Raw genomic sequence first — 17,552 nt, forward strand, 5'->3', positions numbered from 1 at the left:
TCCGTCGAATCGCCGCATCGCGCGATGTCGAGGGTGATCCCTCATCCGGCCCGTTCCGCGAAGCCACCCGTGCCGCCCCGAACTCCGCGGCGCACGGCCCCGGTTCGACGCACCGCCGGCCACCGGGTGCCGGGCGGTGCGTCGTCGACCGGACGACCGTGTCACCGGTCGTCCGGACCGGTGGCCGCGAGGGCCATGTGCCGGTGCGCTGCGCTGTTCACCGCCCTCCGGACGACTCCGCCGCGTGGAGGGCGGTGATCAGGTCGCCGCGGGCGCGGGCGACGCGCGAGCGGACGGTGCCGATGGGGCAGTCGAGGATCCGCGCGGTGGCGGCGTAGTCGAGGCCGATGACCTGGGTCAGGACGAAGGCCTCCCGGCGGGCCGGTTCGAGCGTTCGGCACAGGTCGGCGAGAGCGATGCCCTCGTCGAATTCCGGCAGCGCGGTGTTCCGGCCGCGTTCGGCCAAATCGGCGCAGTCGTCGACGCTGACGGTGCGCGGCCGGGCCGCGGCGGCCCGGTAGCGGTCGGCCACCACCCTGCGGGCGATCGAGAAGAGCCAGGTGCGGGCGGACGACGCGGCGGTGAAGCGCGGCAGCGCCGTCCAGACCCGGAGGTAGGTCTCCTGGGTGAGGTCGTCGGCGTTGCGCACGTCGGCCAGGTGTGCCAGGAACCGCCACACGTCGCGGTACGTGGCCGCGACGAAGGCCTCGGCCGCGCCGGGGAGTCCGGCGCCCGCGGCGAGCGCGCAGGCGGTCACGTCCGCGGGGTCCGGCGGCGTGGTCCCGGTGTCGCGTTCTCCCCGGCCGACCGGCGACAACGGGGCCGTGGCCCGCGGTGACGGGAGGGAGACCTTTTCCGCGGGGCTCGACGGCGGGGCGGCGGCGGCGGAGACGGCGGGGGCGCCCGGGGGAGACGTAGTCACCTGGCGCGGGTGCGGGGTCAGGGTGTTCATGGTCCACGTCCTCGTGGCAAATGCGGCGCGTGCCGGCGCGTCGGCCGATCACGGGCCGCGGAGTCGGGGAGCCGCCGCCGATCGCGCTTCGCGGTACGGCGTGCGGCACGGGAATGCCCGGACCCACGCCGAGCGAAGTCGCGTACGGCGTGCGGGCATGCCCCCGGGGCCGTCGGCACCGACGGTCGCGAACCGGCCCCCGCGGGAACGGCGGGCGGGCGGACGCGACCGCGTCGGCAGCGCGCGGCGCTCCGGGCGGAAAGAGTCAGACGAGGACGGGAACCGGCGGCCCGCGCCGCATCAGCGGGCGGCAGGACCAGCGGGGGGTCGCGGCGGCGACCCGGACAGGGAAGCGCGCATGGCGCGGAAGAGGAGGTACGCCGTACGCGGTCGCGGCGGCGCGGAGCATTGCCCACAGCCCGGAGGCCCGTGCGGCGAGGAGCCGGGTCAGGTCGAAGAGGGCCCGTTCGCCGCGGCGCAGCCACACCGCGCTGCCCAGCGCGGCGAGCAGGTGCACGCCCAGCATTCCGGCGCCGCCGTGAAACGGCGCGAACGCGACACCGTGGCCGTGTTCGGCGACGGCCGTCCCGCTCATGGGGTGGCCGCTCGGCATCGTGTGGCCGCCGAGGCCCGGCGGGCCGGCCGCGAGAGCGGGGTCGAGGCCCATGTCGCTCAGCAGTTGGGCCGCGGACCGGGTGCGTGTGCCGTCGGCGGGGGGATGGCCCGCGTTGCACAGCAACAGCCGCAGCCATTGCGCCTCGACCTGATCACGGGTCAATCCCTGGGGTGCCGCCGCGGGTTGGACCCAGGCGAACAGGCTGTGCAGCGCCGCTTGCGCGATCAGCACCCCGGAGCCGATGGCGACCAGCCCCTGCTCGCGGGCGGCGACGGCCCAGGCGACGCAGGTGAGCGCGGCGAATGCGGCGGGGGCCGTCCACCACGGCACCGGAGCGTCCGACATCACGGCGTGTCCGGACAGCGCGAGGAGGACGCAGACCGCGGCGAACAGCGCGGCGCGTACGACTCGGAACGGCGTCCTGACAGGCATCGCGGCTCATGCTCCCATCTCGGCCGGTGGCGTCGGCCGGGGGTGCGTCGCCGGGCGCGCGGAAGCCATCGCGGCGGTGCCGACCGGCGGCATCAAGCTGAACGCCATGATGGACATCCCGCGCGAGGCCATGCTCGGTCAGCGCCCGGACCTCGTGCTCGCCACCTACGACGGCGGCTTCTCCGCCGAGGCCGGCTTCGCCACCCGCGGCGACCTCGCCGACATCGGCGCGAACACCTATGTGCCCAGGGCGACATGCGGGGACGCGGGAAGCATCGCGGGCACCCAGACCATCGAGGACGGCTACGCGCTGCTGCGCGACCTCGGCCGCATCTTCGACGTCGGCGACCGCGCCGAACAACTCATCGCCGCCTCGGCCGGACCCCGCACCACGGGCTGTTCGACCGCGGCACCGCCCACGACCGGGCGGTCGTCGCGGACGCCCTCGTCCGCACCGGCGCCGACGCCCACGCGGACCGCCTGGTCGCCTCGCCGTCCGGCGGCGAACGCCAGCGCGTGCTCGTCGCCCGCGCCCTCGCCCAGCAGCCCCGCCTCCCGCTCCTGGACGAACCCACCAACCACCTCGACATCCGCGCCCGCTTCGAACTCCTGGCACTCATCCGCGCGTTGGGCCTGACCACGCTCGCCGTGCCCCACGACCTCGACCTCGGGGCGCGTACCTGCGACCAACTCGTCGTCCTCGACCGCGGCCAGGTCGCCGCGGCCGGACCGGTGCGGGACGCCCTGACGCCCGCCGTCCTGCGAGACGTCTTCGGGGTGCGCCCCGAGGCCACCGTCCACCCCGACGGCGTCACCAGGATCACGTACGCCGCCAACCCCCTCGCCGACCCCCGGCCGGTGCGCGCCGAGACGACCGCACCGGGACGGAAAGGATGCGCCGATGTCGGCACCCCGGCGCATCGCCGCGTTCCTCGCCTTCCTGATCTGGACGTTCGGCACCGCGTTCGTGATCGGACGACTGGCGGGCGACGAGGACCCGCCGGCCCCCCGGCCCCGAACCCCGCCACCGCGACGACACCGGGTGACGGGGACAAGGGCGGCCACCATCACGGCCTCGGTGCGAGGTGAGCGGACGGGCCGCCGCCCGGTCACCCGGCGCCGGAACAAAAAACTCGGCGAAATCCCGCGTCGAATGTTTCGTTTCGAGAAGCGTCACAGCGTAAGCCGTACTGGACTCCTTGCTTCGGAGGCCACGATGACCAGCGCCTCCCTGACCCCCGCCCAACGCGAGCGCATCCTCCGCGCCGCGATCTCGGCCCCGTCCAAGCACAACACGCAACCATGGCGGTTCCACTGGGCCGGCGACGATCTGGACGTGCGCGTGGATCCCGCCCGTACTCTCCCGGTGGACGACCCCGACACCCGCGAGACGCACATCGCGTGCGGCGCCGCCGCGTTCGCCGCGCGCCTGGCCTACGCGTCACTCGGCCTCGGCACAGCGGTCGACCCGCGGCCGGACGCCGGCGACTTCCGGCTGGCCGCCCGCGTACGGCTCACCGACGCGGCCCCGGAGCCGGCCTTCGCGGCCCTGTACGAGAGCCTGCCGGACCGCCGCACCCACCGCGCGCCCTTCCGGGAGGCGCCCATACCATCCCTGGTCCTGGAATACATGCGCGACGCCGCCCGCGACGAGGGCACCTGGCTGCGCGTCATCGAGCGCGGCCCGGCCTACGACCACCTCCTGTCCGTGATCCGCGAGGCGACCGGCCGGGAATCGGAGCGGCAGCGCGAGGAGCGCGCGAAGTGGGTCGACCCACCGGACGCGGTGCATCGCCGGGACGCCGTCCCTGCCGGCAGCCTGGGACCGCTGCCGCGGACCCCCACGGGAGCCGTCCGCGACCTCGCGGTCGGCCGCGACGTCCCCGGCCGAGGCACCACCGTCTTCGAGACCGCCCCCGTCATCGCCGTCCTCGAAACCCACGGGGACGCGCCCACCGCGTGGCTGACCGCGGGCCAGGCACTGCTGCGCGTCCTGGTCACCGGCACCCGCTACGGCGTCGCCGCCTCGTTCGCCAACCAGCCCCTGGAGATCCCCGACCTCCGCGACGAGGTCGCCTCCGAGGCGAAGTACTACGGCACCCCGCAGATGGTGATCCGCCTCGGCATGGGCCGAGAGGTCCCCCGAACCCCGCGACGCCCCGTCACCGAGGTCCTCGACCCCGAGTGACCTCCGACCGGCAACCGCGCCGCGAGCGCGATTCCCCGGGGCGGCATGCCCGCGGGCGAGCGACGCCGGTTGCCGTGCCTCCGTGGGGAGTTCCGTTCGCCGCGCGCTCGCACGAATTTGAGCCGAGGGTAGATGGTGCCTAAAATAACCCGGCAATCGCGTCGGTCGTCTGTGAGGATCGCAAGCCGATCGACAGGGGGATGCGTTGTTCCGAGGATGGCGCAGTCTCCTCGCGGCCGTGAAGGACCCGGCCGGTGCCGCCGAGGCGCCGCGCGGGTTCGGCCTGACGTACCCGCGGCCCTGGTTGGCGCTCAAGGAACCGGTCAATCCGTATTCGACCTACCACACCGAGCGCACCGAAAGGTTCCTGCAGCCGCTGGAGCCGGTCATCGAACGGGACCGCGAGACCATCGGGCGCATGCGGGCGTTCGAACGCCGCCAGCCTGGATACCAGACCGCGGGCGGCGAGGTCTACACACACCGCGAACCCGGTTCCGAGCGCACGAAGTTGGTCTTTCGCGGGCGTGAGGGGCGCGAACGCGTCCTGGTCGAGAACTTCAAGCCCAGCATGGAATACCCCGATGTCTACCCCAACGGCTTCTGGCTCTCGCCGGACGGTCGGCATGTCATCTATTCGGACGCGGATCCGGTGCACGAGGGCGGCGCGGTGCTGCACACGGTTCGTACCGACACCGGCGCACACGTCGGGGCGCCGCTGACACAAGCCCTGTACCCGTCCGGCAGTTGGATCGACGACAAGCGGTTCGTGTACTCGCTGCGCGCCGCCCGCAAGGCCAGGCCGTGGGAGACACACTGGTCGACCTACCTCCGGCACGTGGACGACGACGGGACCATCCGCGACCAGCCGCTGCCCGAGATCGAGCGGACCGCGGACGAATCCAGATACGACTTCACACCCGGCCCGGTGCCCGGGACCGTGACCGTCCTCTCCTACAGCACGGTCATCAACACCCCGCAGACGATCGCGGTGTTCGATCTCGACGGCAAAAACCGCGGTTTCGTGGTCCAACGCGAATCCGAGCGCGTCCTCGGCCGCGTGCGCCTGGGGCCGGCCCAATCCGACGGCAGCCGCCAGATGTTCGTCCTGCGCGCCGACCGCAGGTCGCGCCGGTCCGGTCGCGTCGTCGTCGTCGATCCGCGCGGCAAACCCCACCGGCGTCCCAGACTCCGGCAGGTGGTGGCCGGACGCCGCGGCGACGTCATCCGCGAGATCGAGGTGATCGACCGGGGCCAGGGGCAACCGCCGTCGCTCGCCCTCTCGATCCGCCGCCACGGCGGAGAGGTGCGCGTCGACGTCGTCGACCTCAAAAGAACCGCGAAATGGCGCGGTGGCCTCAAGGCGGCCACCCGCTGGACGGTGCCGCTCCCCGGCGCCCAGCAGGTCCGCAGCCACCGCAACCGCGGCCGGGGCCGCGGAAAGGACCGCATCAAGGGCTGGTACGGCACGATCAGCGCGATGACCACGACACGTGGCGAGGGCGGCGTGGGCGGAGGCCTGGAGATCGAGTACGCGGCCCGTGAATCGGTCCCCCACCGCTTGTACCGCCTGGCGGCGCCCCGTCCGGGGGCCGTACCCCGCCAGGTCGCGGGACCGACGACCGAGGCGGCCCGCGCGGCGGGCGTCCCCCAAGTCGACGTCACCTTGCACCGACCCCGCGCCGGGCTGTTCCGCAAGACGTCACTGCATGTGGTGCGTCCGACGAACGCGCCCGGGAACCAGCGGATCCCGCAGGTGTACACCGCGTACCCCTACTACAACCTCGGCGGACACAACCAGAACTTCACGCCCTTCGCCGCCACCATCGTCGCCAAGGACATCGCCTGGGTCAGCCACTCCGTCTATGGGACGGGCGCCCAGGGGTACGACGAACTGCTCGGCCCCCGCGCGAAGGCGCGCGCCAAGGCCCTGAAGGAGATGCGCACCGCGCTGCGCTACCTCGACAGGCTTCCCGGGCTCGCGGGCGCCGAACAGCGCACCGGCTTCTTCCAGTCCGCGGGCGGGATGATCGGGCTCGACGCACTGCGGCACGCACCCGAGTCGTTCCGGAACATCCTGTTCAACCGGACGCTCGTGTCGGTGCTTGAGAGCAACAGCCAACGCGTGCACATGAACGTCGACGACCCGCGCGACCGGCGGGCCGCGTACGCCCACTCCGGAGGCATCACCGAGGCGATACGCAAGCCGCCGGAGAACGTCGTCTACACCCTCGGCAGCTCCGATCCCCGGATCCCCGACTACTCCGTGCGCATGGGCGCCGCCGCCTTCGACGAGGCGCGGGCGCGCTACTTCGGCGACAAGATCAAGACCCCGGGCGGAACGTACCTGATCGAACAGCAGGCGAGCGGGCACTTCCCCGGCGGCAACGAGCAGAGCACGATCGCCGCGGTCGTCGGACGCCTGGCCGGACGCCACCCGGCTCCCCGTCCGCAACTCAACAGCGGTGCTCCCGGGACCCCCGCCGCCGTGGTGCCCAACGTCTCCGCGCCGCTGCCCTCCGCACCCCGACCCGCCACCGCGACGGCCGCGTCGCGCAACTCCCCGCGCACCGGGCTCGGAGAACCGGGCTCCGTCCACACCTTCGGCTCCGGCATGGAGAACGCCGCCGTCCACTCCGCGAGCTCCGGGCTCGGCTCGATGCCGAGGCTGCGGACCATCATGCGCAGGATCTCCGCGGCCACGCGCAGGGCGACCGACCCGCACGGCGACCGGGCGGCCGTGCGTGAGATCGCGACGCGGCGGAAGGCCGTCGAACAACACGTCCCGGAACTCGCGCGGCGCAAACACAAGCAACGCTGACCGCCCGGCCCGCGCCGCGCGCGACCCGCCGCCTCCGCGGGGCGCGCGTGTGCCGGGGGTGGGCGACGTTTCTTCCCGTCCGCCGGGGTACGTCGCGTGTTCACGGTGGCGCCGCCCGGGCGTCAACCTGCCGCCATAGCGTCCGCGGGTACGTGCGTCGGTGCCCGTCTTCGCCGTTGCCCGACGCGCCACGACTCCCCTCCTCCGGAATGAGGCCGAAATGCCCTTCGACCACGTGCCCTCCCACGATCCCGACGACGTCGCCGCCAACCCCTCGGGCAACCGGACCCTCGGCGAGGTGGTCGCCTCGCGCCGGTCGGTGCTGCGCGGTTCCACCGTCGCGGCGGCCGGGTTCCTGGCGGGCGGCGGACTCCTGGCCGGAGCGGGCGCGGCCGGTGCGCAAGGCGAGGACAAGGGGCGCGGCCGTCCCGGGGGCAAGCCGAGCGCGCTGCTCGGGTTCGCGGCGGTGGCCACGTCCGACCAGGACCGCCTGGTGGTGCCGCCCGGGTACACCGCGGACATCCTGGTCCCGTGGGGGACTCCGCTGAGTTCGCGCGGCCCGGCGTGGCGCAAGGACGCCTCGAACTCGGCCGCCGACCAGGCGCGGCAGGTCGGCATGAACCACGACGGCATGCACTTCTTCCCGACCGGCCGAGGCTCCGAGCGCGACCGGCGCGGTGTGCTCGTGGTCAACCACGAGTACGTCGACCAGGCGCTGCTGTTCCCCGACGGCCCGGCGGTGATGACCCGGGAGAAGGTGGACAAGGCGCTCGCCGCGCACGGCGTCACCGTGGTCGAGGTGGCCGAGGAGCGCGGCCGGTGGAAGGCGGTCGACTCGCGGCTGAACCGCCGCGTCACGGGTGCCACGCCGGTCCGGTTCTCGGGTCCGGTCGGCGACGGGCACCCCGCGCTCGCGGCCCGCGGCCCGGCGCGGGGGACGCTCAACAACTGCAGCAACGGCGCCACGCCGTGGGGCACGTACCTGGCGTGCGAGGAGAACTGGAACAGCTACTTCGCCACGGACGACGCCACGTGGACGCCCAGCCCCGAGCAGGCGCGGTACGGCGTCGACAAGGTCGGCTCCGGCTACAACTGGCACAAGGCCGACCCGCGCTTCGACATCGCCGCCGACCCGAACGAGGCGAATCGTTTCGGTTGGGTCGTCGAGATCGACCCGTTCGACCCGCGCTCAACCCCCGTCAAGCGCACCGCGCTGGGCCGCGTCAAGCACGAGGGCGCCACGGTCACCGAGTCGCGGGGCCGCGTCGTCGTGTACACCGGCGACGACCAGGACAAGGAGTACGTCTACAAGTTCGTCGGCGACGCCTCCTGGCGCTCGCTGCGGGCACGCGGCGAGAGCCCGCTCGACCACGGCACGCTCCACGTCGCGAAGTTCGAGGCCGACGGCAGCGGTCGCTGGCTCCCGCTGGTCTTCGGCACCGGTCCGCTGACCGCCGCGAACGGCTGGCGGGACCAGGCCGACGTCCTGCTGCGCACCCGCCAGGCGGCCGACGCGGTCGGCGCCACGCCGCTGGACCGGCCGGAGTGGATCGCGGTGCACCCGCGCAGCAAGGACGTGTTCGTGACGTTGACGAACGGCAGCGGCGGCGGGCCGGTCGGGCCGCGCACGCCCAACCCGTACGGTCAGATCGTGCGCTGGCGCGAGGATCGCGGCGACAACACGGCGCTGACCTTCCGCTGGGACATCTTCCTGCTGGCCGGCGACCCGAAGTACGACGCCAAGGTGACGCTGCCCGAGGACCGCATCTTCGGTTCGCCGGACGGTCTCGCGGTCGACGACGACGGCCGCCTGTGGATCCAGACGGACATCTCCAACTCGTCGCAGAACCAGGCGGGCAAGGGCTACGACCGCATCGGCAACAACCAGATGCTGGCCGCCGACCCGTCGACCGGTGAGGTACGCCGCTTCCTGACCGGCCCGCGCGGCTGCGAGATCACCGGCATCACCTTCACCCCCGACCACCGCACGATGTTCGTCAACATCCAGCACCCGGGCGAGTCGACGACGGTGTGGGGCGCGCCCTCGCCGGCCGACCCCCGCGCGGTGAGCAACTGGCCCGACTTCGACCCGGCGGGCCGTCCGCGCTCCGCGACCGTGGTGATCCGCAAGCGCGACGGCGGCGTCATCGGCACCTGACCCCCACCCGGAAGCCTGGTGCGGCACGGCACCGTCGACCTCGCGGCCGACGGTGCCGTGCCGCCCGCGCTTTCGGCGTGCCCGCGCCCGGGTTCGACGGCGCCGATGTCACATCACACGGGGGAACGTCGTCCTCAGGGCATGGACGACATCGACAATGACCCGACGCGGCGCGGGACCGACGACCGGACGGATGCCGAGGGCCCCGGCGCGGGTGGTGAGCGCGTCTGCCGGGGTGTGGCGCGCGAAGGCGAGGACGCGGGCTGCGGGCCTGCCGGTGCGGGCGACCGCGGCGATTGCCACGCCGGACCGTTCGAAGAGGATGACCTCGCCCGGATTTTCGAACGTGAGCGACCGCGTTTGCTGCGCGTCGCGTATGCGACCACCGGTTCGCTGGCGGAGGCCGAGGACTGTGTGCAGGACGCCTGGCTGCGGTTGCAGGGCCTTGACGATCCGGAGGTGATCCACAGTCTGTCGGCGTGGTTGACGACGACGGTGGGCCGCCTGGCTCTCGATGTCCTGGGCAGTGCGCGGGTCCGGCGGGAGCGTTATGTGGGGACGTGGTTGCCGGAGCCGTTGGTGGGGGAGCCGGTCGCCGATCCGGCGGATCGTGTCACGTTGGACGAGTCGGTGAGTATGGCGCTGCTGGTGGTGTTGGAGAAGTTGTCGCCGGCGCAGCGGTCGGCGTTCCTGCTGCACGATGTGTTCGGTCTGTCGTTCGACGAGGTCGCCGAGGTGGTCGGTCGTTCGTCGGCCGCGGTGCGTCAGCTGGCCTCGCGGGCGCGGCGGCAGGTCGCCCGGGAGCGCCCGCGGTTTCCCCCGACGCGGGCCAGGCAGAGCGAGTTGGTCGCCGCGTTCTCCCAGGCCTGTCTGAGCGGGGATCTGGACGCCCTGATGCGGTTGCTCGACCCCGCGGTCGTGCTGCGCACCGACGGCGGGGGAAAGGTCCGGGCGCTGCTGTCGGTCAAGCACGGCGCGCGGGACGTGGCGGAGCTCCTGCTCGCGGTGGCCGATGTGCTGGTCGATCTGCAGGTGACGACGGTCAACGGGACGCCGGGTCTGGTGTTGCGGGAGTCCGGGGGTGCGGTGTCGGTCGTCGCGTTCCTGGTCGACCGGGACCGGATCGTCGCCCTCGACGTCGTGCGCAACCCCGACAAGCTCACCGGCGTCGGCACCGCTCCGGACGGCCCCGTGAACCCCCGGGGCGCCGCGGGCGTTTCGGCGTCCGGAACCGCACCCGCCGCCCGCGCCCCGGCCCGCGACGGGCACCCGGAGGGCTGATCCGCCCGCCGCGGTCACGGTCCTCGGCCGAGCTCCACGGTCCGGCGCCGACGGCGTGCGCCGTGCGCGCGCCGCACCGGCGGCCCTCACATATCCCACGCACCATCACCCCCCCCCCACGGTCGGCGCCTGTGCGCGCCGCACCGTGTTCCGTCCTGCCGCGGGGCGTTCCGCGGCCGACCCAGGGAATCGCCATGACCGTTGTCGACAGGTCCCCAGCCGGGGGACCGGAGACCGAAGTTCCGCCCCCCACGAGTGTGTTCGCCCGCATGGCCGGGTTCGCCCACCGGCGCAGGTGGGTCGCTCTGGTGCTGTGGACACTCGTCCTCGTCGGTGTCCAGGCAGGCTCGCTGATCGCCGGGAACGACTACCGCGAGGACTACGCCCTGCCCGGCACCCAGTCGCAGCGGGCCGCCGACCTGTTGGCCGAACACGGCGCGGCCCGCGCCGCGGACACGGTGCCGGTCGTGGTGGCCGTCGACGCCGACAGGAACGCGGGGGCGACACTCGCGGACCCCGCCGTCCGCGACCGCGTGACGCGCATGGTCGCGCACGTCGCCGAGGTGGCGAAGGTCGGCGAGGTGCGCAGCCCGTACGACGACCCCTCGGCCATGTCCCCCGACGGCCGGATCGGCTACGCGACCGTCGTCCTGGAGGTCCCCGCCAAGGAGATGTCCAAGGCGGACGCCGAACGCCTGCACGACGCCGCGGCGGAGTTCGCGGATGACGGACTGCGCGTCGAACTGGGCGGGGACGTCGGCCGGTTGCTCGCCGAGGGCGAGGGCGGCCTCGCCGAGGGAGCGGGCCTGCTCGCGGCACTGGTCATCCTCGTGGTGATGTTCGGCACCGTGCTCGCGGCCGGACTGCCCATCGCCACCGCCGTGTTCGCCGTCGGGTCGACCCTGGCCGTCGGGGTGCTCGCGTCCCACGTGTTCACGATCGCCGAGTGGACCCCGTACGTGATGATGCTCGTCGGCCTCGGCGTCGGCATCGACTACGCGCTGCTGATCTTCGCGCGGTTCCGGTCCGAGCTGCTGCGGGGCAGGTCGCCGCGCGACGCGACGGTGGTGGCCCTGGACGCGGCGGGCCGCTCGGTGTTCGTCGCCGGCTGCACCGTGATCGTGGCCCTGCTCGGGCTGGTGGCCCTCGGGCTGGGGTCGCTGCGCGGCATGGCGCTGTCGGTGGCGCTGACCGTGCTCGTCACCATGCTCGCGTCCCTCACGTTGCTCCCGGCCCTGCTGGCGGTGTTCGGCGACCGGTTCGCCCGCACGTTCCAGGCCAAGGCCGAACGCCGCGCCCGCCGGGGGCGCGGCGAAGAGGGCGCGGTGTGGCGGCGCCTGGCCGCGGTCGTGCAGCGGCGGCCCCTGATCGCCCTGGTGTCGGGACTGCTGGCCCTCGGCGCGCTGATGCTGCCCGCTCTCGACCTGCGGCTCGGGTTCGCCGACGCGGGCAACGACGCGCCCGGGAAGACCAGCAGGGAGGCGTACGACCTGCTCTCCGAGGGCTTCGGCCCCGGCTTCAACGGGCCCCTCGTCGTGGTCGTGGAAGGCGGTCGCGCCGGCGCGGTACCCGCCACCGACTCGGCCGTCGCGGCCATGGGGCGCGCGGAAGGGGTCGCCGCGGTCGGACCGGTCACGCCGGTCGGCGACGGCACCGTCGCGATGGTCCAGGTCTTCCCCGAGGGCTCGCCGCAGGACAAGGAGACCTCGCGCCTGGTGAACCGGCTCCGCGACGACGTGCTGCCCGGCATCGCGGCCGAGACCGGCGCCAAGTACCTGGTCGGCGGGTCCACCGCGGCGACCGAGGACTACGCCGACAAGGTCGCGGACCGGATGCCGCTGTTCGTGACCATCGTCGTCGGGCTGTCCGTCCTGCTGCTCATGGTGGTCTTCCGGTCGCTGCTCGTGCCCCTCAAGGCCGCCTTGTTCAACCTGCTGAGCATCGGGGCCGCGCTGGGCGCGATGGTCCTGGTCTTCCAGCACGGCATGTTCGGAGTGGACCCCGCACCGATCGAGGCGTATCTGCCGGTGATGGTGTTCGCGATCGTGTTCGGCCTGTCGATGGACTACGAGATCTTCCTCGTGGCGCGCATGCGCGAGGAATGGCGGCGGAGCAGCGACGCGTCCGGGGCGGTACGCGAGGGGCTGGCGCACACCGGGTCGGTCATCACCGCGGCGGGGGCGATCATGGTCGCGGTCTTCGGGGCCTTCATGCTCAGCCCGGACCGCCTGCTGCAACAGACCGGCTTCGGCATGGCGGTGGCGGTGTTCGTCGACGCGGTGATCATCCGGTGCCTGCTGGTTCCGGCGACGATGCAGCTGCTGGGACGCCGCGCGTGGTGGCTGCCCGCCCCGCTGGAGCGCGTACTGCCCCGCCTGGAGATCGAACGCTGACCACCGGCCGGCACCGGTGGCCCGGGCCGCCCCCGACGTCCGGGGTGGCCCGGGCCACCGTGAGGGGCCGGAACCACCGGTCCCCACGGCTCGGTCGGCCGCTCGGTCGTCGGCTCAGTCGTCCGCGGTCTCGCCGTCGGCGCCGTTGTCCTCGTCGGCGTGGTCGTCATTGCTGTCGATCGTGACGACCTTGTAGCCGCTGTCGAGGCGGACGTCGACCTTGGTGCCGTCCGGCTTGGCGACCTCGACCTCCCACGTCGCGGCGTGCTCGTCGTCGTGCTCGACGTTGCCCGCCGTCGATCCGGCGCCGACGGCCTGGACCGCCGCGGCCTTGGCGGCGTCCGCCTCGGGACCGGTCACCGGCTTGTCACCGCCGGACGACGACGCGAGCGCCAGCGTCCCCCCGGTCACACCCCCGGCCAGCGCGAGTGTCGCCACGCCGATCACCACTTTGTTGCGCTTGCGCATGTCGTCGGTCCTCCTTGGCAGAGCGTGCGCCGCCTCGCCGGCGGTCGCATCGCGGCCATCGTGCGCGACGGAAACTGAAGCCCCGCTGAACGGCCGGTCCCGCTCGGCTCTCAGCGGGCTCTCAGCATCGGCCCGGCACCATCGCCGGGTGCGCATTCTGGTGGTCGACGATGACCGAGACCTCGCCCTCGCCGTGAAGCGCGGTCTCGAACAGGAGGGATTCGCCGTCGACGTCGCCCACGACGGCACGGACGGGCTGTGGCTCGCGACCGAGAATCCGTACGCCGCGCTGGTGCTCGACGTCATGCTGCCGGGGGTCGAGGGCGGCGAACTGTGCGCACAACTGCGTGCCGCCGACAACTGGGTCCCGGTGCTGATGCTCACCGCGAAGGACGGCGAGGCCGACGAGGCCCGCGCACTCGACGCGGGCGCCGACGACTACCTGTCGAAGCCCTTCTCGTACATGGTCCTCGTCGCGCGCCTGCGCGCCCTGCTGCGCCGCGGGCGCCGCACCCGTCCGCTCGTGCTCACCGTCGGCGACCTGACCCTCGACCCCGCCGCCCACCGCGTCGCGCGCGACGGCCGGCCCATCGAACTGACGCCCCGCCAATTCGCTTTGCTGGAACTCCTGATGACGCGCGCGGGGGAGGTCCTGTCCAAGACGGCGATCCTCGACCACGTCTGGGACTTCGCCTTCGAGGGAGACCCCAACATCGTCGAGGTCTACGTCGGCCAGTTGCGCCGCCGCATCGACGAGCCCTTCGGCCGCACCACGCTGCGCACCGTGCGCGGTGTCGGCTACCGCCTGGACACCGAGGCCGTGCCCGACGCGGTCGCGCCCCCGCCCGCCTCCGCCGGACCCTGACATGCGCCTCCGCACCGTCGTACCACGCACCGTCCGCGGCCGGGCCACCGTCGCCGCGTCGTTGGTCGTCTGCGTCGCGCTCGCCGTCGGGGCGTTCACGCTGCTGCTCATCCTGGAGCACAACCTCCGCAGCGCCCTCGACCGCAACCTCACGGTCCGTACGCGGGATCTCGCGGCCGTCGCCCCCGGGCTGCCCGAGGGCATGGCACCGGCGGCCGGGGGCGAGGAGGACGTCGCGCTGGTGGTCGGGCCCGACGGCCACATCATCGGGGCGTCCGCCGACGCGTACACCGACGCCGCACCGCCGTTCGCGCTGTTCGCCGGGGCGGACGAACCCCGCCTGCGTACCCTCACCGGGCACAACCGGGACGGTGAGACCGAGGCGTACCGCGTCGCGGCGATGACCGCCGGCGACGGCCGCACGGTGTACGTGGCCGACAGCATGGAGCACGTGAGCGAACCGGTCGCCACCGTACGTGTCGTGCTGCTGGTCGGCCTGCCGCCGCTCCTCGCCCTGCTGACCTGCACCACCTGGCTGGTCGTCGGCCGTTCCCTGCGACCGGTCGAGGCGATCCGCGCCGAGGTCGCCGACATCTCCGAACACGCGCTGCACAGGCGGGTGCCGGTCCCCGCGACGCACGACGAAATCGGCCGCCTGGCCCGCACGATGAACGAAATGCTCGCCCGGCTCGAATCCGCGGGCGACCGACAGCGCACGTTCGTCGCCGACGCGTCGCACGAACTGCAGACGCCGCTCGCGCTGTTCCGCACCCGGCTCGAAGTCGCACTCGCCCATCCCGAGGCGAACGACTGGCCGTCCACCGCCCGCGGCCTGCTGGACGCCGACCGCGCGATGGAACGACTCGTCAGGGACCTGCTGTTCCTCGCGCGCGACGACGAATCCGGCGGCGACGCGACCGCGCACCGGCACTCCGCGCCCCTCGATCTCGACGTGGTCGTCCTCGAAGAGGCCGCCGGACTGCGCCCCGCGTCGCGCGTGCGGATCGACACGTCCCAGGTGTCGGCGGGCCCCGTGCGGGGCTCGCGCGACGACGTGGCGCGCCTGGTCCGCAATCTCCTCGACAACGCCGCGCGTCACGCGGCGTCGGCGGTGCGGGTGTCGGTGGCCCTGACTCCCGACGCGCGCTCGGTCGTGCTCGAGGTCGAGGACGACGGCCCCGGCGTCCCCGAGGAGTTCCGGCCGCACCTGTTCGAACGCTTCACCCGCGCGGACACCTCCCGGGCCCGGACCGGCGGCGGCACGGGCCTCGGACTCGCCATCGTCAAAACGATCGCCGAGCGGCACGACGGCACGGTCGCGGTCGGCGATCGTCCCGACGGCGCCTCGGGGGCACGCTTCACGGTACGGCTGCCCGCGGACTGACGCCGACGGCCGTGGCCCGGGGGCCGCTCCGCCGAGGAGCCCGCGGCCCTGTGTCCACGGCGGAAGAGGTCACACGCCTCGGGGCGGGAATCACGGACATGTCCGACCCGGTGACCGGATACGAGGGAGGATCCTGGGATGGGTGGAACACGAACCGACACCGCCGTACGGGCTCGGTTGACCGGATGGGCCACGGGCGTCCTGGCCATCGCCGCCGCCGACCTGGCAGCCGCGGAATGGGCGGAGGACCACCTCACCGGCCGCCACGCGCCGCCGGTCGGCGCGGTCGGTGTCGGGGTCGTGTTCGACCACGGGCCGTTCCTGCCGGTGGGGTCCGCGTGGCTGGGCGTGATGCTGCTGGTCGGCTGTATCGCGGCGCTGACGGCGTTCGCCCTGCGTGTGGCGACGACCGCGTCCCGACTGCGTGCCGCGGCCCTGGTCCTGCTGCTGGGCGGCCTGAGCGCGGACCTGATCGACCGTCTCGGCGACGACACCGTGACCGACTACCTCTACCTGACGCCGTGGCCGAACGAGGGCTTCAACATCGCCGACCTTGCCGTCGCGGCAGGCGTGGTCGCGTTCGTCGCGACGGTCGCCACACGCGGCCGACGCCGCCCGGGCTAGGTCGCTTCGCCACTGGGCCGGGACCGGCCGCGCGGGGAACTCCCTCCCGGACGGCAGGAGTTGCCCGCCGGGGTGCGCGACCGTGGCCGCGGGCCCGAGCGGGTTCCCGGCACGCGAACGCGTCGTCGACCGGCCGACCGGGGCGGAGATCCCGGGTTGGGCGCCCCCGTTTCGCCTTTTCGCCGTTTCGCCGTTGTCGGAGGTTTCGCCGGGGGCTCCCCGGCCGGTACGGCGCCGCGCGGTCATCCCGCCGCGTCGCCCGTGGCGTGCCGGGGCCGCGGCAGGTGTCGGCCGTACCGTGGCGTGGGTGGTGGATGAAGCGGATGATTCCGGCGATACCGGGCCTGGTCCACCGCGGGCACGGTCCCGGCACCCCGCGTGGTGGCTGGTGTCGGCCGTTCTCGTCGCGGCCACGGCGGTCGTCGCCGTGCGGCGGCGGCACGACCTGGTCGCGGCGCTGCATCTGATCGAGAAGGTCCGCCCGGCGTGGCTGGGCGTCGCCGCCTTGCTGGAGGCGCTGGCGCTGCTGTGTCAGGCGGGGCTGCAACGACGGCTGCTGGTGATGGGCGGCGCCCGCCTGGGGCTCGGTCCGATGAGCGCCATGGTCGTGGCGGCCAACGCGGTGGCCGGGGCGCTTCCGGGCGGTGCGGCGTTCGCGGCGGCGTGGCTGTTCGGCCAGTTCCGGCAGCGCCGCGTCCCGGCGGTCCTCGCCGGGTCGGTGCTCGTGGTCTCCGGCCTCATGTCGGGTCTCACGCTGTTCGCCCTGCTGGTCGTCGGTGTGCTGGCCGGCGGCAGGAAAGGGCCCGCCGAGCTGCGCACGGTCGTGCTGTGGTCGGCGGTCGCGCTGGTCGTCGTCGTCGCGGTCGTGGTCGTCGCGTTGCGGTTCACGCGGGTGCGGTGGTGGGCGCGGCGCGGCCGACAGCGCATCGGGCGCCGCTCCCGCCGGATGTGGGAGGTCGCGGACGGACTCGCGCACCTCATGCGCCGCGTGCGCACGACCCGGCCGGGCGTCCGTCCGTGGCTCACACCGCTCGCGCTGGCCCTCGCCAACTGGCTTCTCGACGCCGCGTGCCTGGCCGCGTGCGCGTGGGGGCTGGGCATCACGCTGCCCTGGCGGGGAGTGCTGATCGCGTACGCGCTCACCCAGATGACCGGGGCACTGCGGCTGACTCCCGGCGGGCTCGGCATCGTCGAAACCAGTCTCGCGGCCCTGCTGGTCCTCTACGGACTGCCCGCCGACCAGGCCATCGCGCTCACGCTCCTCTACCGGATCGTCAGCTATTGGGCCCTGCAGCCCATCGGCTGGACGAGCTGGCTCGGCCTGACGATCGCGTCCCACCGGCGCGGAACGCGCGCCGCCCCCGACGATTAGC

Annotated in this window: 12 protein-coding genes and 1 pseudogene; 10 read left to right on the top strand and 3 right to left on the bottom strand. The window is 73.5% G+C overall.

The features are described from left to right. Nucleotides 1-217: 217 nt before the first annotated feature. Together LO772_RS33130 and LO772_RS33135 are read right to left on the bottom strand one after the other, a co-directional pair. Complete coding sequence (locus LO772_RS33130) at nt 218-952, bottom strand: sigma-70 family RNA polymerase sigma factor (protein WP_231775722.1); 735 nt, start codon at nt 950-952, stop codon at nt 218-220. Nucleotides 953-1,217: 265 nt separating this feature from the next. Then, nucleotides 1,218-2,000: a hypothetical protein gene (locus LO772_RS33135; RefSeq protein WP_231775723.1), complete on the bottom strand. Its 783-nt coding sequence runs from the start codon at nt 1,998-2,000 to the stop codon at nt 1,218-1,220. A gap of 372 nt (nt 2,001-2,372) precedes the next feature. On the opposite strand from LO772_RS33135, the pseudogene LO772_RS33140 reads away from it, so the two are divergent. From LO772_RS33140 to LO772_RS33165, 6 genes and pseudogenes are all read left to right on the top strand, one after another. Then, nucleotides 2,373-2,855, top strand: a pseudogene (locus LO772_RS33140) (ABC transporter ATP-binding protein); the annotation flags it as partial. Between the two features lie 361 nt (nt 2,856-3,216). Beyond that, complete coding sequence (locus LO772_RS33145; protein WP_231775724.1) at nt 3,217-4,188, top strand: Acg family FMN-binding oxidoreductase; 972 nt, start codon at nt 3,217-3,219, stop codon at nt 4,186-4,188. Between the two features lie 238 nt (nt 4,189-4,426). After that, nucleotides 4,427-7,006: a hypothetical protein gene (locus LO772_RS33150; RefSeq protein ID WP_231775725.1), complete on the top strand. Its 2,580-nt coding sequence runs from the start codon at nt 4,427-4,429 to the stop codon at nt 7,004-7,006. 220 nt (nt 7,007-7,226) lie between these two features. Beyond that, nucleotides 7,227-9,164 carry a PhoX family protein gene (locus LO772_RS33155; RefSeq protein ID WP_231775726.1) on the top strand — a complete coding sequence of 646 codons (1,938 nt, stop codon included), beginning with the start codon at nt 7,227-7,229 and terminating at the stop codon, nt 9,162-9,164. 141 nt (nt 9,165-9,305) lie between these two features. Next, entirely contained in the window at nt 9,306-10,445 is a 1,140-nt protein-coding gene (sigJ, locus tag LO772_RS33160) for an RNA polymerase sigma factor SigJ (protein WP_231775727.1), read from the top strand. 194 nt (nt 10,446-10,639) lie between these two features. Next, a complete protein-coding gene (locus LO772_RS33165; protein WP_443089343.1) occupies nt 10,640-12,838 on the top strand; it encodes an MMPL family transporter in 2,199 nt (732 codons plus the stop codon). A 114-nt stretch (nt 12,839-12,952) separates the two neighbouring features. Here LO772_RS33165 and LO772_RS33170 read toward each other — a convergent pair whose 3' ends face one another. Then, entirely contained in the window at nt 12,953-13,306 is a 354-nt protein-coding gene (locus LO772_RS33170) for a PepSY domain-containing protein (protein ID WP_231775728.1), read from the bottom strand. Between the two features lie 148 nt (nt 13,307-13,454). Here LO772_RS33170 and LO772_RS33175 point away from each other — a divergent pair, with 148 nt between their 5' ends. The 4 genes from LO772_RS33175 to LO772_RS33190 all read left to right on the top strand — a co-directional run bounded on the left by LO772_RS33175 (nt 13,455) and on the right by LO772_RS33190 (nt 17,551). Continuing rightward, nucleotides 13,455-14,171 (top strand): response regulator transcription factor, encoded by a 717-nt coding sequence (locus LO772_RS33175; protein ID WP_231775729.1) that lies wholly within the window; start codon nt 13,455-13,457, stop codon nt 14,169-14,171. 1 nt (nt 14,172) lies between these two features. Beyond that, nucleotides 14,173-15,555 carry a sensor histidine kinase gene (locus LO772_RS33180; RefSeq protein WP_231775730.1) on the top strand — a complete coding sequence of 461 codons (1,383 nt, stop codon included), beginning with the start codon at nt 14,173-14,175 and terminating at the stop codon, nt 15,553-15,555. Between the two features lie 138 nt (nt 15,556-15,693). Continuing rightward, complete coding sequence (locus LO772_RS33185; protein ID WP_231775731.1) at nt 15,694-16,179, top strand: signal peptidase II; 486 nt, start codon at nt 15,694-15,696, stop codon at nt 16,177-16,179. 388 nt (nt 16,180-16,567) lie between these two features. Further along, complete coding sequence (locus LO772_RS33190; protein ID WP_231775732.1) at nt 16,568-17,551, top strand: lysylphosphatidylglycerol synthase transmembrane domain-containing protein; 984 nt, start codon at nt 16,568-16,570, stop codon at nt 17,549-17,551. The last annotated feature ends 1 nt before the right edge of the window (nt 17,552 follow it).

The sequence above is a fragment of the Yinghuangia sp. ASG 101 genome (assembly GCF_021165735.1).
GTDB lineage: Bacteria > Actinomycetota > Actinomycetes > Streptomycetales > Streptomycetaceae > Yinghuangia.

Coding starts and splice junctions, on each gene's coding strand:
- LO772_RS33130 (WP_231775722.1), bottom strand. CDS start 952: ATGAACACCCTGACCCCGCACCCGCGCCAGGTGACTACGTCTCCCCCG.
- LO772_RS33135 (WP_231775723.1), bottom strand. CDS start 2,000: ATGCCTGTCAGGACGCCGTTCCGAGTCGTACGCGCCGCGCTGTTCGCC.
- LO772_RS33145 (WP_231775724.1), top strand. CDS start 3,217: ATGACCAGCGCCTCCCTGACCCCCGCCCAACGCGAGCGCATCCTCCGC.
- LO772_RS33155 (WP_231775726.1), top strand. CDS start 7,227: ATGCCCTTCGACCACGTGCCCTCCCACGATCCCGACGACGTCGCCGCC.
- sigJ (WP_231775727.1), top strand. CDS start 9,306: ATGGACGACATCGACAATGACCCGACGCGGCGCGGGACCGACGACCGG.
- LO772_RS33165 (WP_443089343.1), top strand. CDS start 10,640: ATGACCGTTGTCGACAGGTCCCCAGCCGGGGGACCGGAGACCGAAGTT.
- LO772_RS33170 (WP_231775728.1), bottom strand. CDS start 13,306: ATGCGCAAGCGCAACAAAGTGGTGATCGGCGTGGCGACACTCGCGCTG.
- LO772_RS33180 (WP_231775730.1), top strand. CDS start 14,173: ATGCGCCTCCGCACCGTCGTACCACGCACCGTCCGCGGCCGGGCCACC.
- LO772_RS33185 (WP_231775731.1), top strand. CDS start 15,694: ATGGGTGGAACACGAACCGACACCGCCGTACGGGCTCGGTTGACCGGA.